Origin of the sequence: Roseobacter sp. AzwK-3b, from assembly GCF_000170875.1 — a bacterium.
GTDB lineage: Bacteria > Pseudomonadota > Alphaproteobacteria > Rhodobacterales > Rhodobacteraceae > Roseovarius > Roseovarius litoreus.
The window spans coordinates 248,600-264,585 of sequence record NZ_ABCR01000004.1; the positions used below are offsets into that span (position 1 = coordinate 248,600).

Below are 15,986 nucleotides of genomic sequence, written 5' to 3' on the forward strand. Positions count from 1 at the left end.
TATCGCAACTGCCGGATCAGGAGTGCCGCCAATGTCCGCCCGCATCTATCAGCCATCGCGCAGCACGACGCAATCGGGGACCGCCCGTAGCAAGCATTGGGTTCTGGAATATTTTCCCGAAACCCCACGCGAGGTGGATCCGCTCATGGGCTGGACAAGTTCGAACGATACACAGGCACAGGTCAGGCTGAAGTTTCCGACCAAGGAAGCGGCGCTGGACTATGCGAGCGAGCACGGTATCGACGCTGTGGTTCTGGAGCCGCACAAGCGCAAGCCCAATATCCGCCCCGGCGGCTATGGCGAGAATTTCGCGACCAACCGGCGCGCCACCTGGACGCATTGAGGCCATCGCGGCTGCGGGCACGCCCGGCGCTTGATGCGGATCAAGGCGCGCGGGCGCATATTCGGATAGGCTTTCACGGATCACAGTGAAGGAGATCCCCGTGAGCGCCACAGCCACAGCAGCAGCCACCCCAGCAGTCAAAGCGAACGCCAAAACCGCCAGCACCACAGCACAGCCGAGCCACGGGATGATCCCGGACGCGGGCGGGGAGGTCGGGGAGACCGGCATATTGCCGACCGACACGCTGACGGAGATGCGCAACGCTTTCGAAACCGGCGACTACCCTTACAGCGACCAGATGGGCCGGCGCAGCTATGAGGCGCAGAAGGCGAAGTTGCAGGCGGAATTGCTGAAGGTGCAATTATGGGCACAGGAGACCGGCGCGCGGTTCGTGCTGCTGTTCGAGGGGCGCGATGCCGCTGGCAAGGGCGGCGCGATCAAACGCTTCACCGAGCACCTGAACCCCAGGCAGGCGCGGGTCGTGGCGCTGAACAAGCCGACCTGGGAAGAAAAGGGCCAGTGGTTCTTTCAGCGCTATATCGAGCATCTGCCGACGGTGGGTGAAATGGTGTTCTATGACCGCTCATGGTACAATCGCGCGGGCGTGGAGCGGGTGATGGGCTTTTGCGAGCCGTGGGAATACCTGGAATTCATGCGGCAGGCCCCGGAGCTCGAACGCATGCTGGTGCGGTCCGGCATCCGGCTTTACAAATACTGGTTCTCGGTCACGCAGGACGAGCAGAAGCGCCGGTTCGAGTCGCGCGCCACGGACCCCTTGAAGCAATGGAAGCTGAGCCCGATCGACAAGCAGAGCCTTGGCAAATGGGACGATTACACCGAAGCCAAGGAGGCGATGTTCTTCTACACCGACACCGCCGATGCGCCCTGGACGGTGGTCAAATCGAATGACAAGAAGCGCGCCCGGCTGGCTTGCATGCGGCATTTCCTGAGCACGATCGACTATCCCGGCAAGGATGTGAAGCTGGTGGGCCAGCCCGACCCGCTGCTGGTCTCGACGGCGCAGCATGTGCTGCATGGCAGCGATCACATCCTTGGAAAGTCATTGCATCCCGAGACGCGCAAGCCGCGCTGATCCGCGATCGGCAAGCCTGCGCGCAAGCCGTGCGACACTGCTTGCCGTGAGGGCGGCGAGCACCTAAGACTTTGGGCATGTTGCGTACCCTCGCTCTTTTGCTGACAATGCTCTGCGCCCCTGCCGCCTGGGCGCATCCGCATGTATTCGTGGATGTCACGCTGCGCTTCCTGCCCGATGCCGAGGGGCGGCTGACCGGGGTCGAGGTGACCTGGGCCTATGACGATTTCTTCTCGTTGCTGGTGCTGGAGGATCGCGGGCTGGACGCCGATGGCGACATGATCCTGACCGAGGCCGAGCGCGCGGCGCTTCTGGGGTTCGATCTGAGCGATTGGCCCGAGGGTTTCGAGGGCGCGATGTTTCTCTATCAGGGCGAGCACAAGATCGCGCTTGGCGCGCCAAGCGCGCTGCAGGCCGGGATGGAGGGGGCGCGGATCGTCACGCGCCATGTGCGCAGCTTCGATCCGATCGATCCCGCCGGGCTGGTGGTGCGGCCTTATGATCCGTCCTATTACGCGGCGCTGAGCCTGAAGGCCGCGGGTGGGCTGCCGGATGGCTGCCGCGCCCGGATCGAGCCGGCCGACACCGAGGCGGCGGATGCCATCGTGGCGAGCCTTGGCGGCACATCCAACGAGACGCTGTTCGAAGAGGTCGAGGTCGGCATCCATTACGCCGACACGCTGGAGATCACATGCGCACCGTCGTCCTGAGCACGGCCCTGGCCCTGCTGGCGCTGGCGGTCTGGCTTTGGGGCATGGGCGGCGCGCAGGACGTGGCGCGATGGGCCGCCGAGGGCCAGCGCGAGGTGCAAGGCGCGATGGCGGGATATCTGCGGGGCCTGCGCGCGGGCGAGCCGGGCGCGCTTCTGGGGCTTTGGGGGCTGTGTTTCGCCTATGGTTTTCTGCATGCCGCCGGGCCGGGACATGGCAAGCTCCTGATCGGCGGCTATGGGCTTGGCACCGGGGTGCCGGTGCTGCGGCTTTCGGGGCTGGCGCTGGCGGCGAGCCTTGCACAGGCTGTGACCGCGGTGGCGCTGGTCTATGCGGGGGTGCTGGCGCTGAACCTGACGCGCGAGGCGATGGTGGGGCTGGCCGACAGGATCATGGCGCCAGCAAGCTATGGCGCGATTGCCGCGGTCGGGCTCTGGCTGATCTGGCGGGGGATCGGCCGGTTCCGGGCCATGCGTCGGAGGCACGATGCGCATCGGCATATCCCGGCCCCGGATGGCACCTGCCAGAGTTGCGGGCATCGCCACGGTCCCACCGCAGAAGAGGCGGCACGGGTGCACGGCGTGAAAGAGGCGCTGGCGCTGATCGCGGCGGTGGCGATCCGGCCCTGCACCGGCGCGCTTTTCCTGCTGATCCTGACATGGCGGATGGGGATCGACATGGCGGGGATCATCGGCGCCTTCATCATGGCGCTTGGCACGGCGAGCGTGACCATCGCGGTGGCGATTGCCGCCGTCACCATGCGCACGGGTCTGTTGGGTCGGCTGAGCGCCGATGACGGCGTGGCGGCACGCGCGCTGCCCCTTCTCGAGGCGGCGATCGGCGCGTTGATCGCGGCGGTGGCGCTACATCTGTTGCGCGGCGCGCTCTGACGCGGCGGGCATCGCTTGCGCCGCGCCCTGTCCCGACCTATGGCCCGATCATGACCAGAGCGCCAAGATATCGCCATCACGCCAGCGCCATCATCGGGCTGGGCCTGCCGCTGATCGGAAGCCATGTGGCGCAGTTCGCCATCACGCTGACCGATGCGCTGATGCTGGGCTGGTATTCGGTCGAGGCGCTGGCGGCCGAAGTGCTGGGGGGCACGCTGTTTTTCGTGCTGTTCATCATGGGATCGGGCTTTGCCTGGGCGGTGATGCCGATGGTGGCCTCGGCACGGGCGGCGGGCAACGAGACGCAGATCCGGCGCGTCACCCGGATGGGGGCCTGGGCGTCGATCCTGTTCGGGATCGCCACGCTGCCCTTGATGCTGTTGGCGCGGCCGATCTTCGAGGCGCTCGGGCAGGATCCGGATATCGCGGTGCTGGCGGGGCAGTATCTGTCGATCATGGGATGGGGCATTCTGCCCGCGCTGCTGGTGATGGTGCTGAAATCCTACCTGGCGGCGCTGGAGCGCACGCAGATCGTGCTGTGGATCACGCTGGCGGCGGTCGGATTGAACGTGGTGATCAACTATGCGCTGATTTTCGGAAATTGGGGCTTTCCCGAATTGGGGGTGCGGGGGGCGGCGATCGCATCTTTGGTGGTGAATGTCGCGTCGCTTGTGGCGATGGCGATCTATGCCGCAAGGGCGCAGCCCGATCACGCGCTCTTTCAGAGGATCTGGCGCCCTGACCGGGAGGCACTGGCCGAGGTGTTCCGGCTGGGCTGGCCGATCGGGATCACCAATCTGGCGGAAGTGGGGCTGTTTGCCGCCTCGTCGATCATGATGGGCTGGCTGGGGGCGCTGCCGCTGGCGGCGCATGGCATCGCGCTGCAGGTGACCTCGGTGGTGTTCATGGTGCATCTGGGCCTGTCGAACGTGGCCACGGTGCGCGCGGGTCAGGCGCATGGGCGGGCCGATGGGCAAGGGCTGCGCGATGGGGCGACGGTGGTTCTGGTGATGTCGGGGCTGGTGGCGGCGGCGACGATGGTGCTGTTTCTGGCGCTGCCGGAATGGATGATGGGCCTTTTCATGAGCCCGGACGAGCCGAACCGCGCCACCGTGATCGAGATCGGTGTGGGGCTTTTGGCCGCGGCGGCGCTGTTTCAGCTGGTGGATGCGGGGCAGGTCATGGCGCTTGGACTGCTGCGCGGGGTGCAGGACACACGGGTGCCGATGGTGATGGCGACGGTCAGCTATTGGCTGATCGGGGTGCCGGCAAGCTATGTGCTGGGCTTCACGCTTGGCCTTGGCGGTGCGGGCATCTGGCTGGGGCTGGCGGTGGGTCTGGCCTGCGCGGCACTGCTGATGCTGGCGCGGTTCTGGGGCTGGTCGGTACGCGGGCTGGCGGGGCCGGGTTGAGCGGTCAGGGCTGAGCGGTCAGGCGGTGCCGTCGGAGGGCTTCAAGAGGCGCACACCGTCGATTTTCCAGCCATCCTCGCCGGGGATCATCTCGTATTCGAGCAGATGCAAGGCCCCTGCCCCATCGCGGATCATGACGGTCTGAAACAGTCGCCCGCCGCGATCCTCGATCGACAGGAACCGGACGCTGTCGGGGCGCCAGACCATCGGATAGCCCTGACGCACCATCTGTCCGAAGCGTTCGGGGTTGCCGAAGATCTGCTTGATCGTGGGGCTGGCAAAGGTGAAGGCGGTCTCGACATCATCCGCCAGAAAGGCGTCGATCTGGGCCGAGATCACGCCGCGAATGGCCTGATCGTCGGCCCGCGCCGGCAGGGACAGACAGGCGGCGAGCGCGACAGCAAGCAGGAGACGGAACATCGGACACCTTCCTTTCTGCTGGCCAAGATAGCCCGCCCGCACCGCGTTTCAAATCGCGCCTCAGCGGATCTGCAGCCCTTCGAGATAGGCGATAAGGTCGGTCACCGGGGTCGAGGTGATGATCGGCTGGCCGCTTTCAGTTTTCAGCGCGGCATCCTGCCCCTGAAAGAAATCGCCATAGATCGGCATCGGGCTGCCATGGGCCACCAGCGGGTCGCGCCCGTCGATGCGCTTGACCACGCGGCCCATCGGAAACACGCCGTCATTGGCGGCACTGAGCGCGGTGAGATCGGTGGGCCGCACGGTCAGCACTGCCTGCATCGGCCCGTCGCCCGTGGCATCGGCGCCATGGCAGGCGGCGCAATAGCGCTCGTAGATCGCCTCGCCGTTGCGGGCATTGCCTTCGGCCAGCGCCGCGCCGGTCAGGGCTGCAACAAGGGCCAAAGCGGCGGTGATGAGGGTTGGGGTCTGCATCTGTGTCCTCCTAAAGTGTTTCGCGAAAAACCTGACTCACAGATTTTCACGAATTGCAGTGCTCCGTTCAATCGTTGTACGCGTTCCGCCTGTCTCTAATGCCTCAGGGTAAAGGCGGAACGCTTTAGATGTCGTCATGCTCAGGTCTTCTGGATGCTGGTCAGATAGCTGGCAAGGTCAACCAGGGCGCGGGGCGTTTCGATCACCGCGCCGGTTTCAGGGTCACGCCACTGGGTCGTGGGACCGGCGAAAATCGGGCCATAGTCGGGCATCACGTCGAACTGACCAGGATAGCCATGGATGCGCGCGATGACCTGCGCATGGGGAAACACACCGCCATTGCGCGCGGCGATGCCCGTCAGATCGGCGGGCGGCGCGTCAAGCTCGGACACGAATGGCCCATCGCCCTTGCCCTGCCGCCCATGGCACACGGCACACAGCGCGCGATAGGTCTGTTCGCCCGCGGCAACGCCCGAGGGCAAGGGCTCCTGCGCCGCGCAGGCCGCAAGGCCGAAAAGGAAAACCGCAAGAGCCGCACGCATGGCAGATGTCCTGTCAGGATCGCTTGCCCGAGCAGACCTCAAGCCGGGCAGTGCTGCATTGACATGGATCACCCCGGGCGGCGCGCTTGCCCGGTTATTGCAGGGTGAGACCCGATATGCGCCCCGTGATGCGTGTGTTGGTGTCGTCGCTGTCGCCCGAGACGGCGAGACCCACAAGGGCGGTGCGTTCGCCGCCGAACGCCCGGGCGAAATCGGCGGCCAGATCGACACGCTCGCGCGCCTCGCCGGTGCCGGCGGGCCGAAGAACCACAGTCTTGCCGCGCGGACCCAGATAGGGGCTGTCGAGAAACGTGCCCGGCGCGTGATCGCCGCCCCAAACATAGACGAGCACCCGCACGTCATCATGTGACAGAAGCCGCGTCACACGCGCGCCTCGGGCACGTTCGGCCTCGGCCTGCGGCAAAAACACGAAATACATCGCCAGATTGCGGTCATCGCCCCCCTTCAGGGCCAGATCGGTGGGCGGCACAGTTTGGCTGACCTGCCAGGACCACGACGCCGACGAGACCTGCCAAAAGGATTCCGGCACGGCCCGGTAGAGCAACGACACGCTGGCATCGGACACCATGTCGAGAGCGCCGCCGCGCAGCGCGTAGTCATTGCCGGAAAACAACGAGAACTTCTGGTGTTTCCAGCTGTCATCGAAGGAGATCTGAGAGGCCGCGGCTGCTGTCGCGGTCAAGGTCATCAGCCCGGCAAATAGGGTCCGTCGCATGGGGCGCCTCCTGTGCTGCGCTGCTGGAAGGCATAGCAGACCTACTGGAGCGGGCAATTCACTGTCCTGTGAGTAAGCCCGTGATCTGGCCTGCCGCCAGCCTAGCCCAACCCGGCCAGGGCGCGGGCCTGCGCCCAGATCGCCGTCTCCAGCGTCACCGGATCGGCGGGCTGTTTGCCCTGCCCCGGAATACGCGCGCCTTCGTCGAGCGCCACACCGGCCTCGACCTGCGCGAGGCGGTCGAAAAACGCGCCCGACACATCGGGATCCATCAGCAGGTAATATTGGCCCAGATCATGCGGCGGGCCATCGGGCGCCTTGAGGGGCTTCACATCGCGGCTGACCACGCCGCCGGTCATGCCTGCGGCCAGAAGTTCTGCCATAAGGCCAAAGCCCCAGCCCTTGTAGCCCCCCATGCTGACCAGAGACCCCGAAAGGGCAGCTTCGGGATCGGTGGTGGGTTGGCCTTGGGCATCGACGGCCCAGCCTTCGGGGATCTGCTCGCCCGCGGCCTTGGCCATGGTGATCTTGCCAAGCGCCACGGTGGTGGTGGATTGGTCGAACTGCATGGCGATGCCGCCCTGCCCGTCGGGCACCGAGAAGGCGATGGGATTGGTGCCGATCACCCGCGTCTTGCCGCCGGGAGGGGCGACGATGGGCGAGGCATTGGTCAGGCCAAGCCCGATCAGCCCGGCGCGCGCGATCTGTTCAGTGAAAAACCCGAGCGACGTGCAGGTATGGGCATGACCCACCGCAAGGCTGGCCACGCCACAGGTGCGCGCGGCCTCGATCGCTTGCGGAAGCGCACGGGCAAAGGCGGGCTGGGCAAAGCCGAAGCCCGCATCGACCGCAACCACGCCGGGGCGCGGCCGGGTCACGACGGGCACGGCGTCGCCCTTGACGCGGCCGGTTTCCAGCTGCGTGCAGTAGCTTTCGAGATAGTACAGCCCGCAAATCCGGTTGCCGACGCTTTCGGCGACACGCACGGCGCGGGCCACTTCGGCGGCGATCCAGTCATGAGCGCCATGGCGCATCAGCGCGGCCTTGGTGGTCTGTTCGATCTCGTCAAGGCTTACGGCGGGCATGAGCGTCTCCGGGCAGGTGGCGGTGTTCGGCGGCGGGGGGTGTGTCGGGTGTCGCGGCACCTTGCTGGGCGGGATGGCAGAGGTCAATTCAAACCTTCTGAAGCGCGCTTCAGCGTCGGAGAAGTGGGGGGCAAGGTCTTGAAAAGACCTTGGGCCGGGATTTTTAGAAAATCCCGGATCGCGCGCATGTCGGACCGTGGCGAGGTGGGCGCCCAGGTCTTCAAAAGACCTGGGACCGGGATTTTTAAAAAATCCCGAGCGCGCGGCACGGCGGATCGCAGGCGGGGATGCCCTAGCCGGGCACCACCTTGCCCTGATCGAGCTTGACCACCCGGTCCATCCGCGCCGCAAGCTCGAGGTTATGGGTGGCGATCAGCGCCGACAGGCCCGTGTCGCGCACCAGCTGCACCAGCGCGCCGAACAACTGATCCGAGGTCGCGGGATCCAGATTGCCCGTCGGCTCATCGGCCAGAAGCAAGCGTGGCGCATTGGCCAGCGCCCGGCAGAAGGCGACGCGTTGCTGTTCGCCGCCCGACATCGCCGAGGGCCGATGACCCGAGCGCGGCCCCACGCCGACCCGCTCCAGAAGATCGGCGGCGCGGGCTGCCGCCTCGGCACGCGCAACGCCATTGGCCAGCTGCGGCAGCACGATGTTTTCCAAAGCGGTGAATTCCGGAAGCAGGTGGTGAAACTGATAGACGAAGCCCACCTCCTGTCGGCGGGCGACGGTGCGGCGTCGGTCACTCAGCCCGGTATAATCGGTGCCCCCGATCTCGACCGTGCCGGCATCGGGCGTGTCCAGAAGCCCCGCGATATGCAGAAGCGTCGACTTGCCCGCCCCCGAGGGCGCCACCAGCGCCACCATCTCGCCCGGGGCCAGCGCGAGATCGGCGTTTGCCAGCACCTGCACCTCGTTTTCGCGGCCCTTGTTGTAGGTTTTCGACACGCCGGAAAGGCGCAGCATCGCATCACTCATAGCGCAGCGCCTCGACCGGGTTCATGCGCGCGGCGCGGCGGGCGGGAAAGATCGTGACCACGAAACTCAGCCCCAGCGACAGCGCCACCGCCGACAGCACGTCGCCCAAATTCAACTGCGCCGGCAGATGATAGATGCCGCGAATAGACGGATCCCAGACCTGACCGCCCATCAGCACATTCACGAGGCTGAAGATCGGGTCGATATAGATCGCGAAGAGACAGCCCAGAACTACCCCCGCCGCCGTGCCGATGATCCCGGTAAAGGCGCCGCAAATGAAGAACACCCGCAGCACAGCCCCTTCGGTCAGTCCCATCGTGCGCAGTATGCCGATATCGCGGCCCTTGTTCTTGACCAGCATGATAAGCCCCGAAGTGATGTTCATCGCCGCGATCAGCACGAGGATGGACAGGATGATGAACATCACGTTGTCCTCGACCTCGAGAGCGCGCAGAAATCCGCCCGAGGCGTCTTTCCACGTCCAGACCTGCGCGCGGTCCCCGGCGGCGGCGATCAGCGGAAGGGTCATGTCCTCGACCCGGTCGGGATCGCGCACCATCACCTCAAGTTCGTCGGCGCGGCCTTCGCGGTTGAAAAAGCTCTGCGACTCCTCGAAGGGCAGATAGACGCGGACCCGGTCGATGTCATAGCGCCCGGCGCTGAAGATATAGACCACGTCATAGGCGTTGATGCGTGGCGATGTGCCAAAGGCCGTGCGCACCCCGTTGGGAGAGATCAGGCGGATGCGGTCGCCCACCCCCACCCCCAGTTCGCGCGCCACGCCCGAGCCGATGGCGATACCTCGCGAAAAAGCGGTGATGTCACCGCGCCCGGTTGCGGGATCGGCGATGCGGGGAATGGTCACCAGATCCTCGGGCTTGATGCCGAACACCTGCACGCCGGCGTTGCTGTCGCGGGCATTGGCCATCACCTGCCCCTTGACCAGAGGGGCCACGCGGGTGACGCCCTCGACCGCTCGGACGCTCTCGGCCATCGCCTCGTACTCGGAGAGGGTGCGATCAAGCCGGCCCGTTTGCGCATCGACCGTGCCCATGTTGTAGACGGTGACATGGGCGTTCGCGCCAAGGATCGTGTCGACGAATTCCGCCCGAAATCCCGAGCGCACCGACAAGGTCGCGATAAGAGCGAAGACCGCCAGCGTGATCCCGATCAGGCTGATCCATGTCATCGTGCTGACCCCGCCCTCGGCGCGTTTGGCGCGCAGGTAACGCCATGCGATCATCCATTCGAACGGAGCGAAGGGCGCAGGGGCGGAAGAACGGCGGGAACGGCCTGTCACGGGAAAACCTCAATTCTCGTTTTGCGCGGACAGTGCGGGTTATCATGATCGGGGTCAAGGCCGCGCGGGCTGCATCCGGTGCAGCATGGCGTATAGGCGCGATTCGCGCCGCCCGGAAAGGACCGCCTTGCCCGCAACTGCCCTCATCCTGATCTACCTGGCGCTTGTCCTGACGCCGCTTGGTCTGGCATGGGTCCAAGGGCTTCCGCCACGCACGGTGTGGGATGAGCTGGCCTCGGGGCTGGGTCTCGTGGCGCTGGCGATGATCCTGGTGGAGTTCGGACAGATTGGCCGCTTTCGTGCGGTCACCGCGCGGGTCGGCAGCGATGTGGTGATGCGAAGCCATCAGCTTGCCGCCCGGGTGGCCTTGGTCTTTGCGGTGCTGCACCCGTTTTTCTATGTCTCGGCGATGTCTGATCCGCCCGATTGGGATGTGACCCGGCAGACGGTGGTGACTTATTCATGGCCCGCGATCTGGCCCGGGATTTTAGCTTGGCTGGGACTGGGTATGGTGGTGACGATGGCGCTGGCGCGCGATGTCGCGGGCTACCGCTACGAGATATGGCGCGGCCTGCACGGTCTGGGCGCGGTCCTCGTGGCCGGCGCAGGCGTGCTGCACGCGCTGCGCGCCGGGCGCTACAGTGGCGACGATCTGCTGGGCTGGGTGTGGATCGGCGGTCTGGGACTGGCGCTGGCCGCGCTGACGATGATCTATGTCGTGGCCCCGGCCCTTCGGGCGCGCAAACCCTGGCGGGTGCTGTCGGTGACCCCTGCAGCGCGGCGGACATGGCGGCTGCGACTGACGCCGGAGGGGGCGCATCGGCTGCGGTACCGAGCGGGGCAATTTGCGTGGCTGACCATCGGACGGCCACCTTTTTCGCTGAACGACAACCCGTTTTCCATCGCCTCCGCGCCGTCACGGGGGCCAGATCTGGAATTCATCATCAAGCAATTGGGGGACATGACCGACCGGATCGGACAGATCCCGCCCGGCACAAGGGTTTACGTGGATGGGCCGCATGGGCATCTGACGCTGACGGGCCAGGAGGATGCACCAGGGATTGCGCTGATCGCGGGCGGCGTCGGGATCGCGCCACTGCTCGGGCTTCTGCGCGAGATGGCGGCACGCGGCGATCCGCGCCCCAGCCTGCTGATCTATGGCAACCGGATCCCCGGGCAGATCGTCTGCGAGGACGAGCTGCAGGCGCTGGCGCGCGATCACGGCACGAAGGTGATCCACGTGCTGTCCGAACCGCCCAAGGGCTGGAGCGGCGAGACCGGGTTTGTCGACGCCCGGATGTTGCGGCGCCATGTGGCCGAGGCCGGGCGGCGGGACTGGCTGTTCGTGGTCTGCGGACCGCCGCCGATGCTGCGCACGGTCGAGGCGGCGTTGCTGGAGTTGGGCGTGCCCGCAAGGCGCATTCTGTCGGAGCAATTCGTCTATGATTGATCGCATCGGACACGCGCCCCTCAGGCAGCGCATCACTTGGGCGATCTGTCTGATCGTCGGGCTGGTGCTGGTCGCGCTGGCGGGCTTTGCCCTGCGTGGCGGAACGCTTTAGCCTTGCCGCGCAGTTTGGCGGCGACGGATGGTCAGCCGGCCAAGCCCGCTCAACGCCCCGCCGATCAGCCCATAGCCCAAGATAAAGCCTGCGGCGGCGAAACCCAGCCCTTCGGCGGTGACCGGCAAGGCCGGGCGATAGGCGGTCCATGTGTCGCGAACAAGTTCGGCATCGGCGAAACGCCGCATATTCAGGGCCTTATGCCAGGAAGATGTCCCAGAAAGGTCGCGTAGCGCATGTTGCAGGCGGTCATGGCGCGCCAGAACCTGCCCCATGGATTGCGCACGTGCGGCTCCCATTGCGCTGCCATGAGCCAGATCCTCGAGCGCGGCGGCACGCGTCAGGCCAAGCCCCGCCGCATCCGCATCGAAGCGCGCCACGATGGTCTCCAGCTCCTTGACCGCGCCGGAGAGGCGTTGGGTGTATTGCTGCGAGAACTCGGGAAATTGCGACAGGCCGACCGCACCGGTCAGCCCGCACGCCATGGCGATCGCCCTCAGGATCATCTGCTCTGCCTCGTCGGTTTTTCGGGGCAGTATACAGCGTTCGGGCGGTTTGGGGAACGCGTCGTGCTAGACCGGCTGCGGCAGGCTGCCGATCCGGTGCGCGGCGTAGATCCGCGCCAGCTTTTCCACGGCCTGTTCGGGTGGCAATTCCTCGCTTTCGCCGGTGCGGCGGCTGGTCAGTTCGACCACCCCGTTCTTGAGCCCGCGCGGCCCCACGGTGATCCGCCACGGCAGGCCAATCAGGTCCATGGTGGCGAATTTCGCCCCGGCCCGATCATCGGTGTCATCGTAAAGCGGCTCGAGCCCGAGGGCCGTCAGGGAGGCATAAATCGCCTCGCAGGCAGCATCGGCCTCGGCGTCGCCGGTCTTGAGGTTGACAATCCCGGCATGGAAGGGGGTCACACCTTCGGGCCAGATGATGCCGCGATCATCGTGGCTGGCTTCGATGATCGCACCGATCAGGCGGCTGACGCCGATGCCGTGGCTGCCCATATGGACCGGCACGGTGTTGCCGTCGCGGTCCTGCACGGTGGCGCCCATCGGTTCGGAATACTTGGTGCCGAAATAGAAGATCTGCCCCACTTCGATGCCCCGCCCGCTGCGGCGGCGCTCTTCGGGGACGCGGTCATGGAACACGGACTCGTCATGGGTGTCGTCGGTGCGGGCATAGCGCGAGGTGAATTCCTCCATCACCGCCTGACAGGCCTCGACGCTGGTATAGTCGATCTCGCGGTCGCCAAAGCGCAGATCGGTGATCTCGCTGTCATAGAACACGCCGGATTCGCCGGTTTCGGCCAGCACCAGGAATTCGTGCGTGTCGTCGCCCCCGATGGGGCCGCTTTCGGCGCGCATCGGAATGGCCTGCAGGCCCATCCGCTCATAGGTGCGCAGATAGCTGACCAGATGGCGATTATAGGCATGCAGCGCATCCTCGCGCGTCAGGTCGAAATTGTAGCCGTCCTTCATGAAGAACTCGCGCCCCCGCATCACGCCGAAACGCGGGCGGATCTCATCGCGGAATTTCCACTGGATATGATAGAGCGTGAGCGGCAGATCCTTGTAGCTACCCACATGGCTGCGGAAAATGTCGGTGATCAATTCCTCGTTGGTCGGCCCATACAGAAGATCGCGCCCCTGACGGTCCTTGATGCGCAGCATTTCCTCGCCGTAGTCGTCGTAGCGGCCACTTTCGCGCCAAAGGTCGGCCGGCTGCAGGGTGGGCATCAGCATCGGCACATGGCGCGCGCGGATCTGCTCCTCGTGGACGATATTTTCCAGCTTGCGCAACACCTTGAAGCCCATCGGCAACCAGGAATAGATCCCGGCGGAGGCCTGTTTGATCATGCCCGCGCGCAGCATCAGGCGGTGGCTGGCGATCTGGGCCTCGGCGGGGGTTTCCTTGAGAACGGGCAGGAAGTAGCGGGACAGGCGCATGACGGACCTCGGGCAATGGGTTTCGGCCTGTCCTAGCCGGAAGGTGCCGCACTGGCAAGCGGGGCAGTGGTCCTTGCACCACGGGCCTTTTCCCGCGATGGTTGCGGCAGACGCGTCAGGGGTGCCGGGGTTATGGAACGCAAGCCATCAAGAAACGTACTGGACTGGATGGGCATAAGCGAAGCGCCGGACTGGTCCGTTGCCCGCCCCTTGGGTGCGCTGGTGTCCTTGCTGCTGTTATTGCTGTTCGCGGGCGCGCTGGCTGCGGCCTTCGTGCTGACTTAACTCAACGACGGACGGATGGACGGGACATACCTCAGCAGCGCGCGGGTGGATAAGACAACAAATTGGACAGCAGCCGTGCTGCGCGAAGCTGCCGTCTGGTCTGTTGATTTCCGCGCCAATCCCATTTCCGCCGACCAAATCAACACAGCATTCGGCGATAAAACGACAAAACTTCCCGACGGTATCCCCCGCCCAACCCATTGGCCCAAGGCGAAACTCGAACCATGGGAATTCCACACCCAATACCAAAAATGGCTCACCAACCCCGACACCTACACCCCGCCCGATCCCGAACCAAGCGGCGCGCCGGGTCTTGCCGACAAAGAACCGCCCGCGTCCCCCGGCCCAAGCCCCGCGAGATGACGGCCAGGTGCGATATGCATGGGATATGCCGCCTTTCCTCTTGAATCCAACCGCCTGCGAGGCGACATAGGAGCAGGCCAGTCACGGAGCTCTCATGGCATTGTCGGTGCGCGATCAGGTGAAGTATTGGGGCGTTGCGGCGGCCGTCTTTGTCCTTGCGCTTTGGTTTCTGGGCGACGTGATCCTGCCCTTCGTGCTGGGCGGGGCTATTGCCTATTTCCTCGATCCGGTCGCGGACCGGCTGCAACGGATGGGCGCCTCGCGCGCCCTTGCGGTCAGTCTCATCACGCTTGGTGCGCTCATGGTCTTTGTGCTGATGGCGCTTCTGGTGATCCCGACGCTGGTGCAGCAGAGCTTGGCGCTGATCGACACCGCGCCGCAATTCTTCAACAAGTTCCAGCAAGTCCTGACCGAGCGTTTCCCGGCCATCGTCGACGAAAACTCGACCCTGCGCCAGTCGCTGATCGCGGTGGGCGAAACGATCCGCGAGCGCGGCGGAGAGGTGCTCAACTCGCTGCTGAGTTCGGCGGCGTCGCTGTTGAACGTGGTGCTTTTATTCGTGATCGTTCCGGTGGTGGCCTTCTACCTGCTGTATGACTGGGACCGGATGGTTGGCCGGATCGACGAGCTTTTGCCGCGAGATCATGCGCCGGTGATCCGCCGTCTGGCCGGTGAGATCGACCAGACGCTGGCCAGCTTCATTCGCGGCATGGGCACCGTCTGTCTGATCCTTGGCACCTATTATGCCGTTGCACTGATGCTGGTGGGGCTGCAATTCGGGCTGGTGGTGGGCGCGCTGGCCGGGCTGATCACCTTCATTCCCTATGTGGGTGCCTTGGTGGGCGGGGCGCTGGCGATCGGGCTGGCGCTGTTTCAGTTCTGGGGCGATTGGGTGAGCATCGGGCTGGTGGTTGCCATTTTCGTGGCAGGGCAAGTGGCCGAGGGCAATTTCCTGACGCCAAAGCTGGTGGGCAGCTCGGTCGGGCTTCACCCCGTCTGGCTGATCTTCGCGCTGTCGGTCTTTGGCGCCTTGTTCGGTTTCGTGGGCATGCTGGTGGCGGTGCCCGTGGCCGCGTCGATTGGTGTTCTGGCGCGGTTCATCGTGGCGCAATACATGGACAGCCGCCTTTATCGCGGACTGTCGACGCGCGACGAATGACCCCTGAGCAACTCAGTTTCGACCTGCCTGTGCGCGAGGCACTCGGGCGCGACGATTTTTTCGTCTCGCCCGCCAATGCCGAGGCCGTGGCGCTGATCGAAGGCTGGCGGGGCTGGCCTTCGCGCAAGCTGCTGCTGGTGGGGCCGCCGGGATCGGGCAAGACCCATCTTGCGCATGTCTGGGCCACGTTGGCCGATGCCCGGATCATCGCGGCGCACGCCCTGACCCGGGCCGATATCCCCGCCTTGGCCACAGGCCATATCGCGGTCGAGGATTGCGATGACATCGCCCGGGATGCCGCCGCCGAAGAGGCGCTGTTTCATCTGCACAACCTTGCGCTTGCCGAAGGTCACACCGTGCTGTTCACCGCGGCCCGTGCGCCGCAACACTGGGGTCTCAGCCTGCCCGATCTGGCCAGCCGGATGCAGGGCACCCCGGCGACCATCCTGCACGAGCCGGATGACACGCTGCTGGCCGCGGTGCTGATGAAGCTGATGACCGACCGGCAATTGTCGCCCTCCCCCGAGACGATCCCCTATCTCACGCGGCGCATCGACCGGTCGTTCGAGGCGGCGCGCGATGTGGTCGACGCGCTGGACGCACTGGCGCTGGCGACAGGGCGGCCGATCAATCGGGCGCTGGCGGCGAAGGTGCTGGACAAGTGACCGGCGAGGCTGCAGACTCCGTCACCGTGAC

19 protein-coding genes are annotated in these 15,986 nt (G+C 65.5%); 10 read left to right on the forward strand and 9 right to left on the reverse strand.

The features are described 5' to 3' along the window. The first annotated feature begins 31 nt into the window (after nt 1–31). From RAZWK3B_RS09335 to RAZWK3B_RS09355, 5 genes are all read left to right on the forward strand, one after another. Nucleotides 32–343, forward strand: a complete 312-nt coding sequence (locus RAZWK3B_RS09335; RefSeq protein WP_007814444.1) for an ETC complex I subunit — start codon at nt 32–34, stop codon at nt 341–343. A 187-nt stretch (nt 344–530) separates the two neighbouring features. After that, the gene (gene ppk2, locus RAZWK3B_RS09340; protein WP_007814446.1) at nt 531–1,436 is read left to right on the forward strand and encodes a polyphosphate kinase 2; all 906 of its coding nucleotides are present in this window, start codon (nt 531–533) and stop codon (nt 1,434–1,436) included. Nucleotides 1,437–1,513: 77 nt separating this feature from the next. Continuing rightward, on the forward strand, nt 1,514–2,146 hold the full coding sequence (locus tag RAZWK3B_RS09345) for a DUF1007 family protein (RefSeq protein WP_007814448.1): 633 nt from the start codon (nt 1,514–1,516) through the stop codon (nt 2,144–2,146). Next, the gene (locus RAZWK3B_RS09350; RefSeq protein WP_007814450.1) at nt 2,128–3,036 is read left to right on the forward strand and encodes a nickel/cobalt transporter; all 909 of its coding nucleotides are present in this window, start codon (nt 2,128–2,130) and stop codon (nt 3,034–3,036) included. Before RAZWK3B_RS09345 ends, RAZWK3B_RS09350 begins: the two co-directional genes overlap by 19 nt. A 50-nt stretch (nt 3,037–3,086) precedes the next feature. Next, nucleotides 3,087–4,448: an MATE family efflux transporter gene (locus RAZWK3B_RS09355; RefSeq protein WP_007814452.1), complete on the forward strand. Its 1,362-nt coding sequence runs from the start codon at nt 3,087–3,089 to the stop codon at nt 4,446–4,448. Nucleotides 4,449–4,466: 18 nt separating this feature from the next. On the opposite strand, the gene RAZWK3B_RS09360 is transcribed toward RAZWK3B_RS09355, so the two are convergent. From RAZWK3B_RS09360 to RAZWK3B_RS09390, 7 genes are all read right to left on the reverse strand, one after another. Further along, nucleotides 4,467–4,868 carry a DUF4864 domain-containing protein gene (locus tag RAZWK3B_RS09360; RefSeq protein ID WP_007814454.1) on the reverse strand — a complete coding sequence of 134 codons (402 nt, stop codon included), beginning with the start codon at nt 4,866–4,868 and terminating at the stop codon, nt 4,467–4,469. A gap of 60 nt (nt 4,869–4,928) precedes the next feature. Then, complete coding sequence (locus tag RAZWK3B_RS09365; RefSeq protein WP_007814455.1) at nt 4,929–5,342, reverse strand: c-type cytochrome; 414 nt, start codon at nt 5,340–5,342, stop codon at nt 4,929–4,931. A 140-nt stretch (nt 5,343–5,482) separates the two neighbouring features. Next, entirely contained in the window at nt 5,483–5,884 is a 402-nt protein-coding gene (locus RAZWK3B_RS09370) for a c-type cytochrome (protein WP_007814456.1), read from the reverse strand. Nucleotides 5,885–5,978: 94 nt separating this feature from the next. After that, the gene (locus tag RAZWK3B_RS09375) at nt 5,979–6,620 is read right to left on the reverse strand and encodes a DUF3047 domain-containing protein (RefSeq protein ID WP_007814457.1); all 642 of its coding nucleotides are present in this window, start codon (nt 6,618–6,620) and stop codon (nt 5,979–5,981) included. A 101-nt stretch (nt 6,621–6,721) separates the two neighbouring features. After that, nucleotides 6,722–7,705 carry an Ldh family oxidoreductase gene (locus RAZWK3B_RS09380; protein ID WP_007814458.1) on the reverse strand — a complete coding sequence of 328 codons (984 nt, stop codon included), beginning with the start codon at nt 7,703–7,705 and terminating at the stop codon, nt 6,722–6,724. Nucleotides 7,706–7,997: 292 nt separating this feature from the next. Further along, complete coding sequence (locus tag RAZWK3B_RS09385) at nt 7,998–8,681, reverse strand: ABC transporter ATP-binding protein (protein ID WP_007814459.1); 684 nt, start codon at nt 8,679–8,681, stop codon at nt 7,998–8,000. After that, nucleotides 8,674–9,924 (reverse strand): lipoprotein-releasing ABC transporter permease subunit, encoded by a 1,251-nt coding sequence (locus RAZWK3B_RS09390; protein WP_007814460.1) that lies wholly within the window; start codon nt 9,922–9,924, stop codon nt 8,674–8,676. The genes RAZWK3B_RS09385 and RAZWK3B_RS09390 overlap by 8 nt, the downstream gene beginning before the upstream one ends. Nucleotides 9,925–10,108: 184 nt before the next feature. On the opposite strand from RAZWK3B_RS09390, the gene RAZWK3B_RS09395 reads away from it, so the two are divergent. Further along, nucleotides 10,109–11,431 carry a ferredoxin reductase family protein gene (locus tag RAZWK3B_RS09395; protein ID WP_007814461.1) on the forward strand — a complete coding sequence of 441 codons (1,323 nt, stop codon included), beginning with the start codon at nt 10,109–10,111 and terminating at the stop codon, nt 11,429–11,431. 108 nt (nt 11,432–11,539) lie between these two features. On the opposite strand, the gene RAZWK3B_RS09400 is transcribed toward RAZWK3B_RS09395, so the two are convergent. Continuing rightward, the gene (locus tag RAZWK3B_RS09400; RefSeq protein WP_007814463.1) at nt 11,540–12,049 is read right to left on the reverse strand and encodes a DUF2937 family protein; all 510 of its coding nucleotides are present in this window, start codon (nt 12,047–12,049) and stop codon (nt 11,540–11,542) included. 66 nt (nt 12,050–12,115) lie between these two features. Further along, nucleotides 12,116–13,483, reverse strand: a complete 1,368-nt coding sequence (gene proS, locus RAZWK3B_RS09405; protein WP_007814464.1) for a proline--tRNA ligase — start codon at nt 13,481–13,483, stop codon at nt 12,116–12,118. A gap of 132 nt (nt 13,484–13,615) precedes the next feature. Here proS and RAZWK3B_RS21435 point away from each other — a divergent pair, with 132 nt between their 5' ends. The 4 genes from RAZWK3B_RS21435 (at nt 13,616) to RAZWK3B_RS09420 (ending at nt 15,955) form a co-directional block, all read left to right on the forward strand. Beyond that, nucleotides 13,616–13,768: a hypothetical protein gene (locus tag RAZWK3B_RS21435; RefSeq protein ID WP_198133274.1), complete on the forward strand. Its 153-nt coding sequence runs from the start codon at nt 13,616–13,618 to the stop codon at nt 13,766–13,768. Between the two features lie 45 nt (nt 13,769–13,813). Continuing rightward, a complete protein-coding gene (locus RAZWK3B_RS09410) occupies nt 13,814–14,131 on the forward strand; it encodes a hypothetical protein (RefSeq protein WP_157132211.1) in 318 nt (105 codons plus the stop codon). Nucleotides 14,132–14,225: 94 nt separating this feature from the next. Beyond that, nucleotides 14,226–15,290 carry an AI-2E family transporter gene (locus RAZWK3B_RS09415; RefSeq protein ID WP_007814469.1) on the forward strand — a complete coding sequence of 355 codons (1,065 nt, stop codon included), beginning with the start codon at nt 14,226–14,228 and terminating at the stop codon, nt 15,288–15,290. Next, nucleotides 15,287–15,955, forward strand: a complete 669-nt coding sequence (locus tag RAZWK3B_RS09420) for a P-loop NTPase family protein (RefSeq protein WP_007814470.1) — start codon at nt 15,287–15,289, stop codon at nt 15,953–15,955. The genes RAZWK3B_RS09415 and RAZWK3B_RS09420 overlap by 4 nt, the downstream gene beginning before the upstream one ends. Nucleotides 15,956–15,986: the final 31 nt, after the last annotated feature.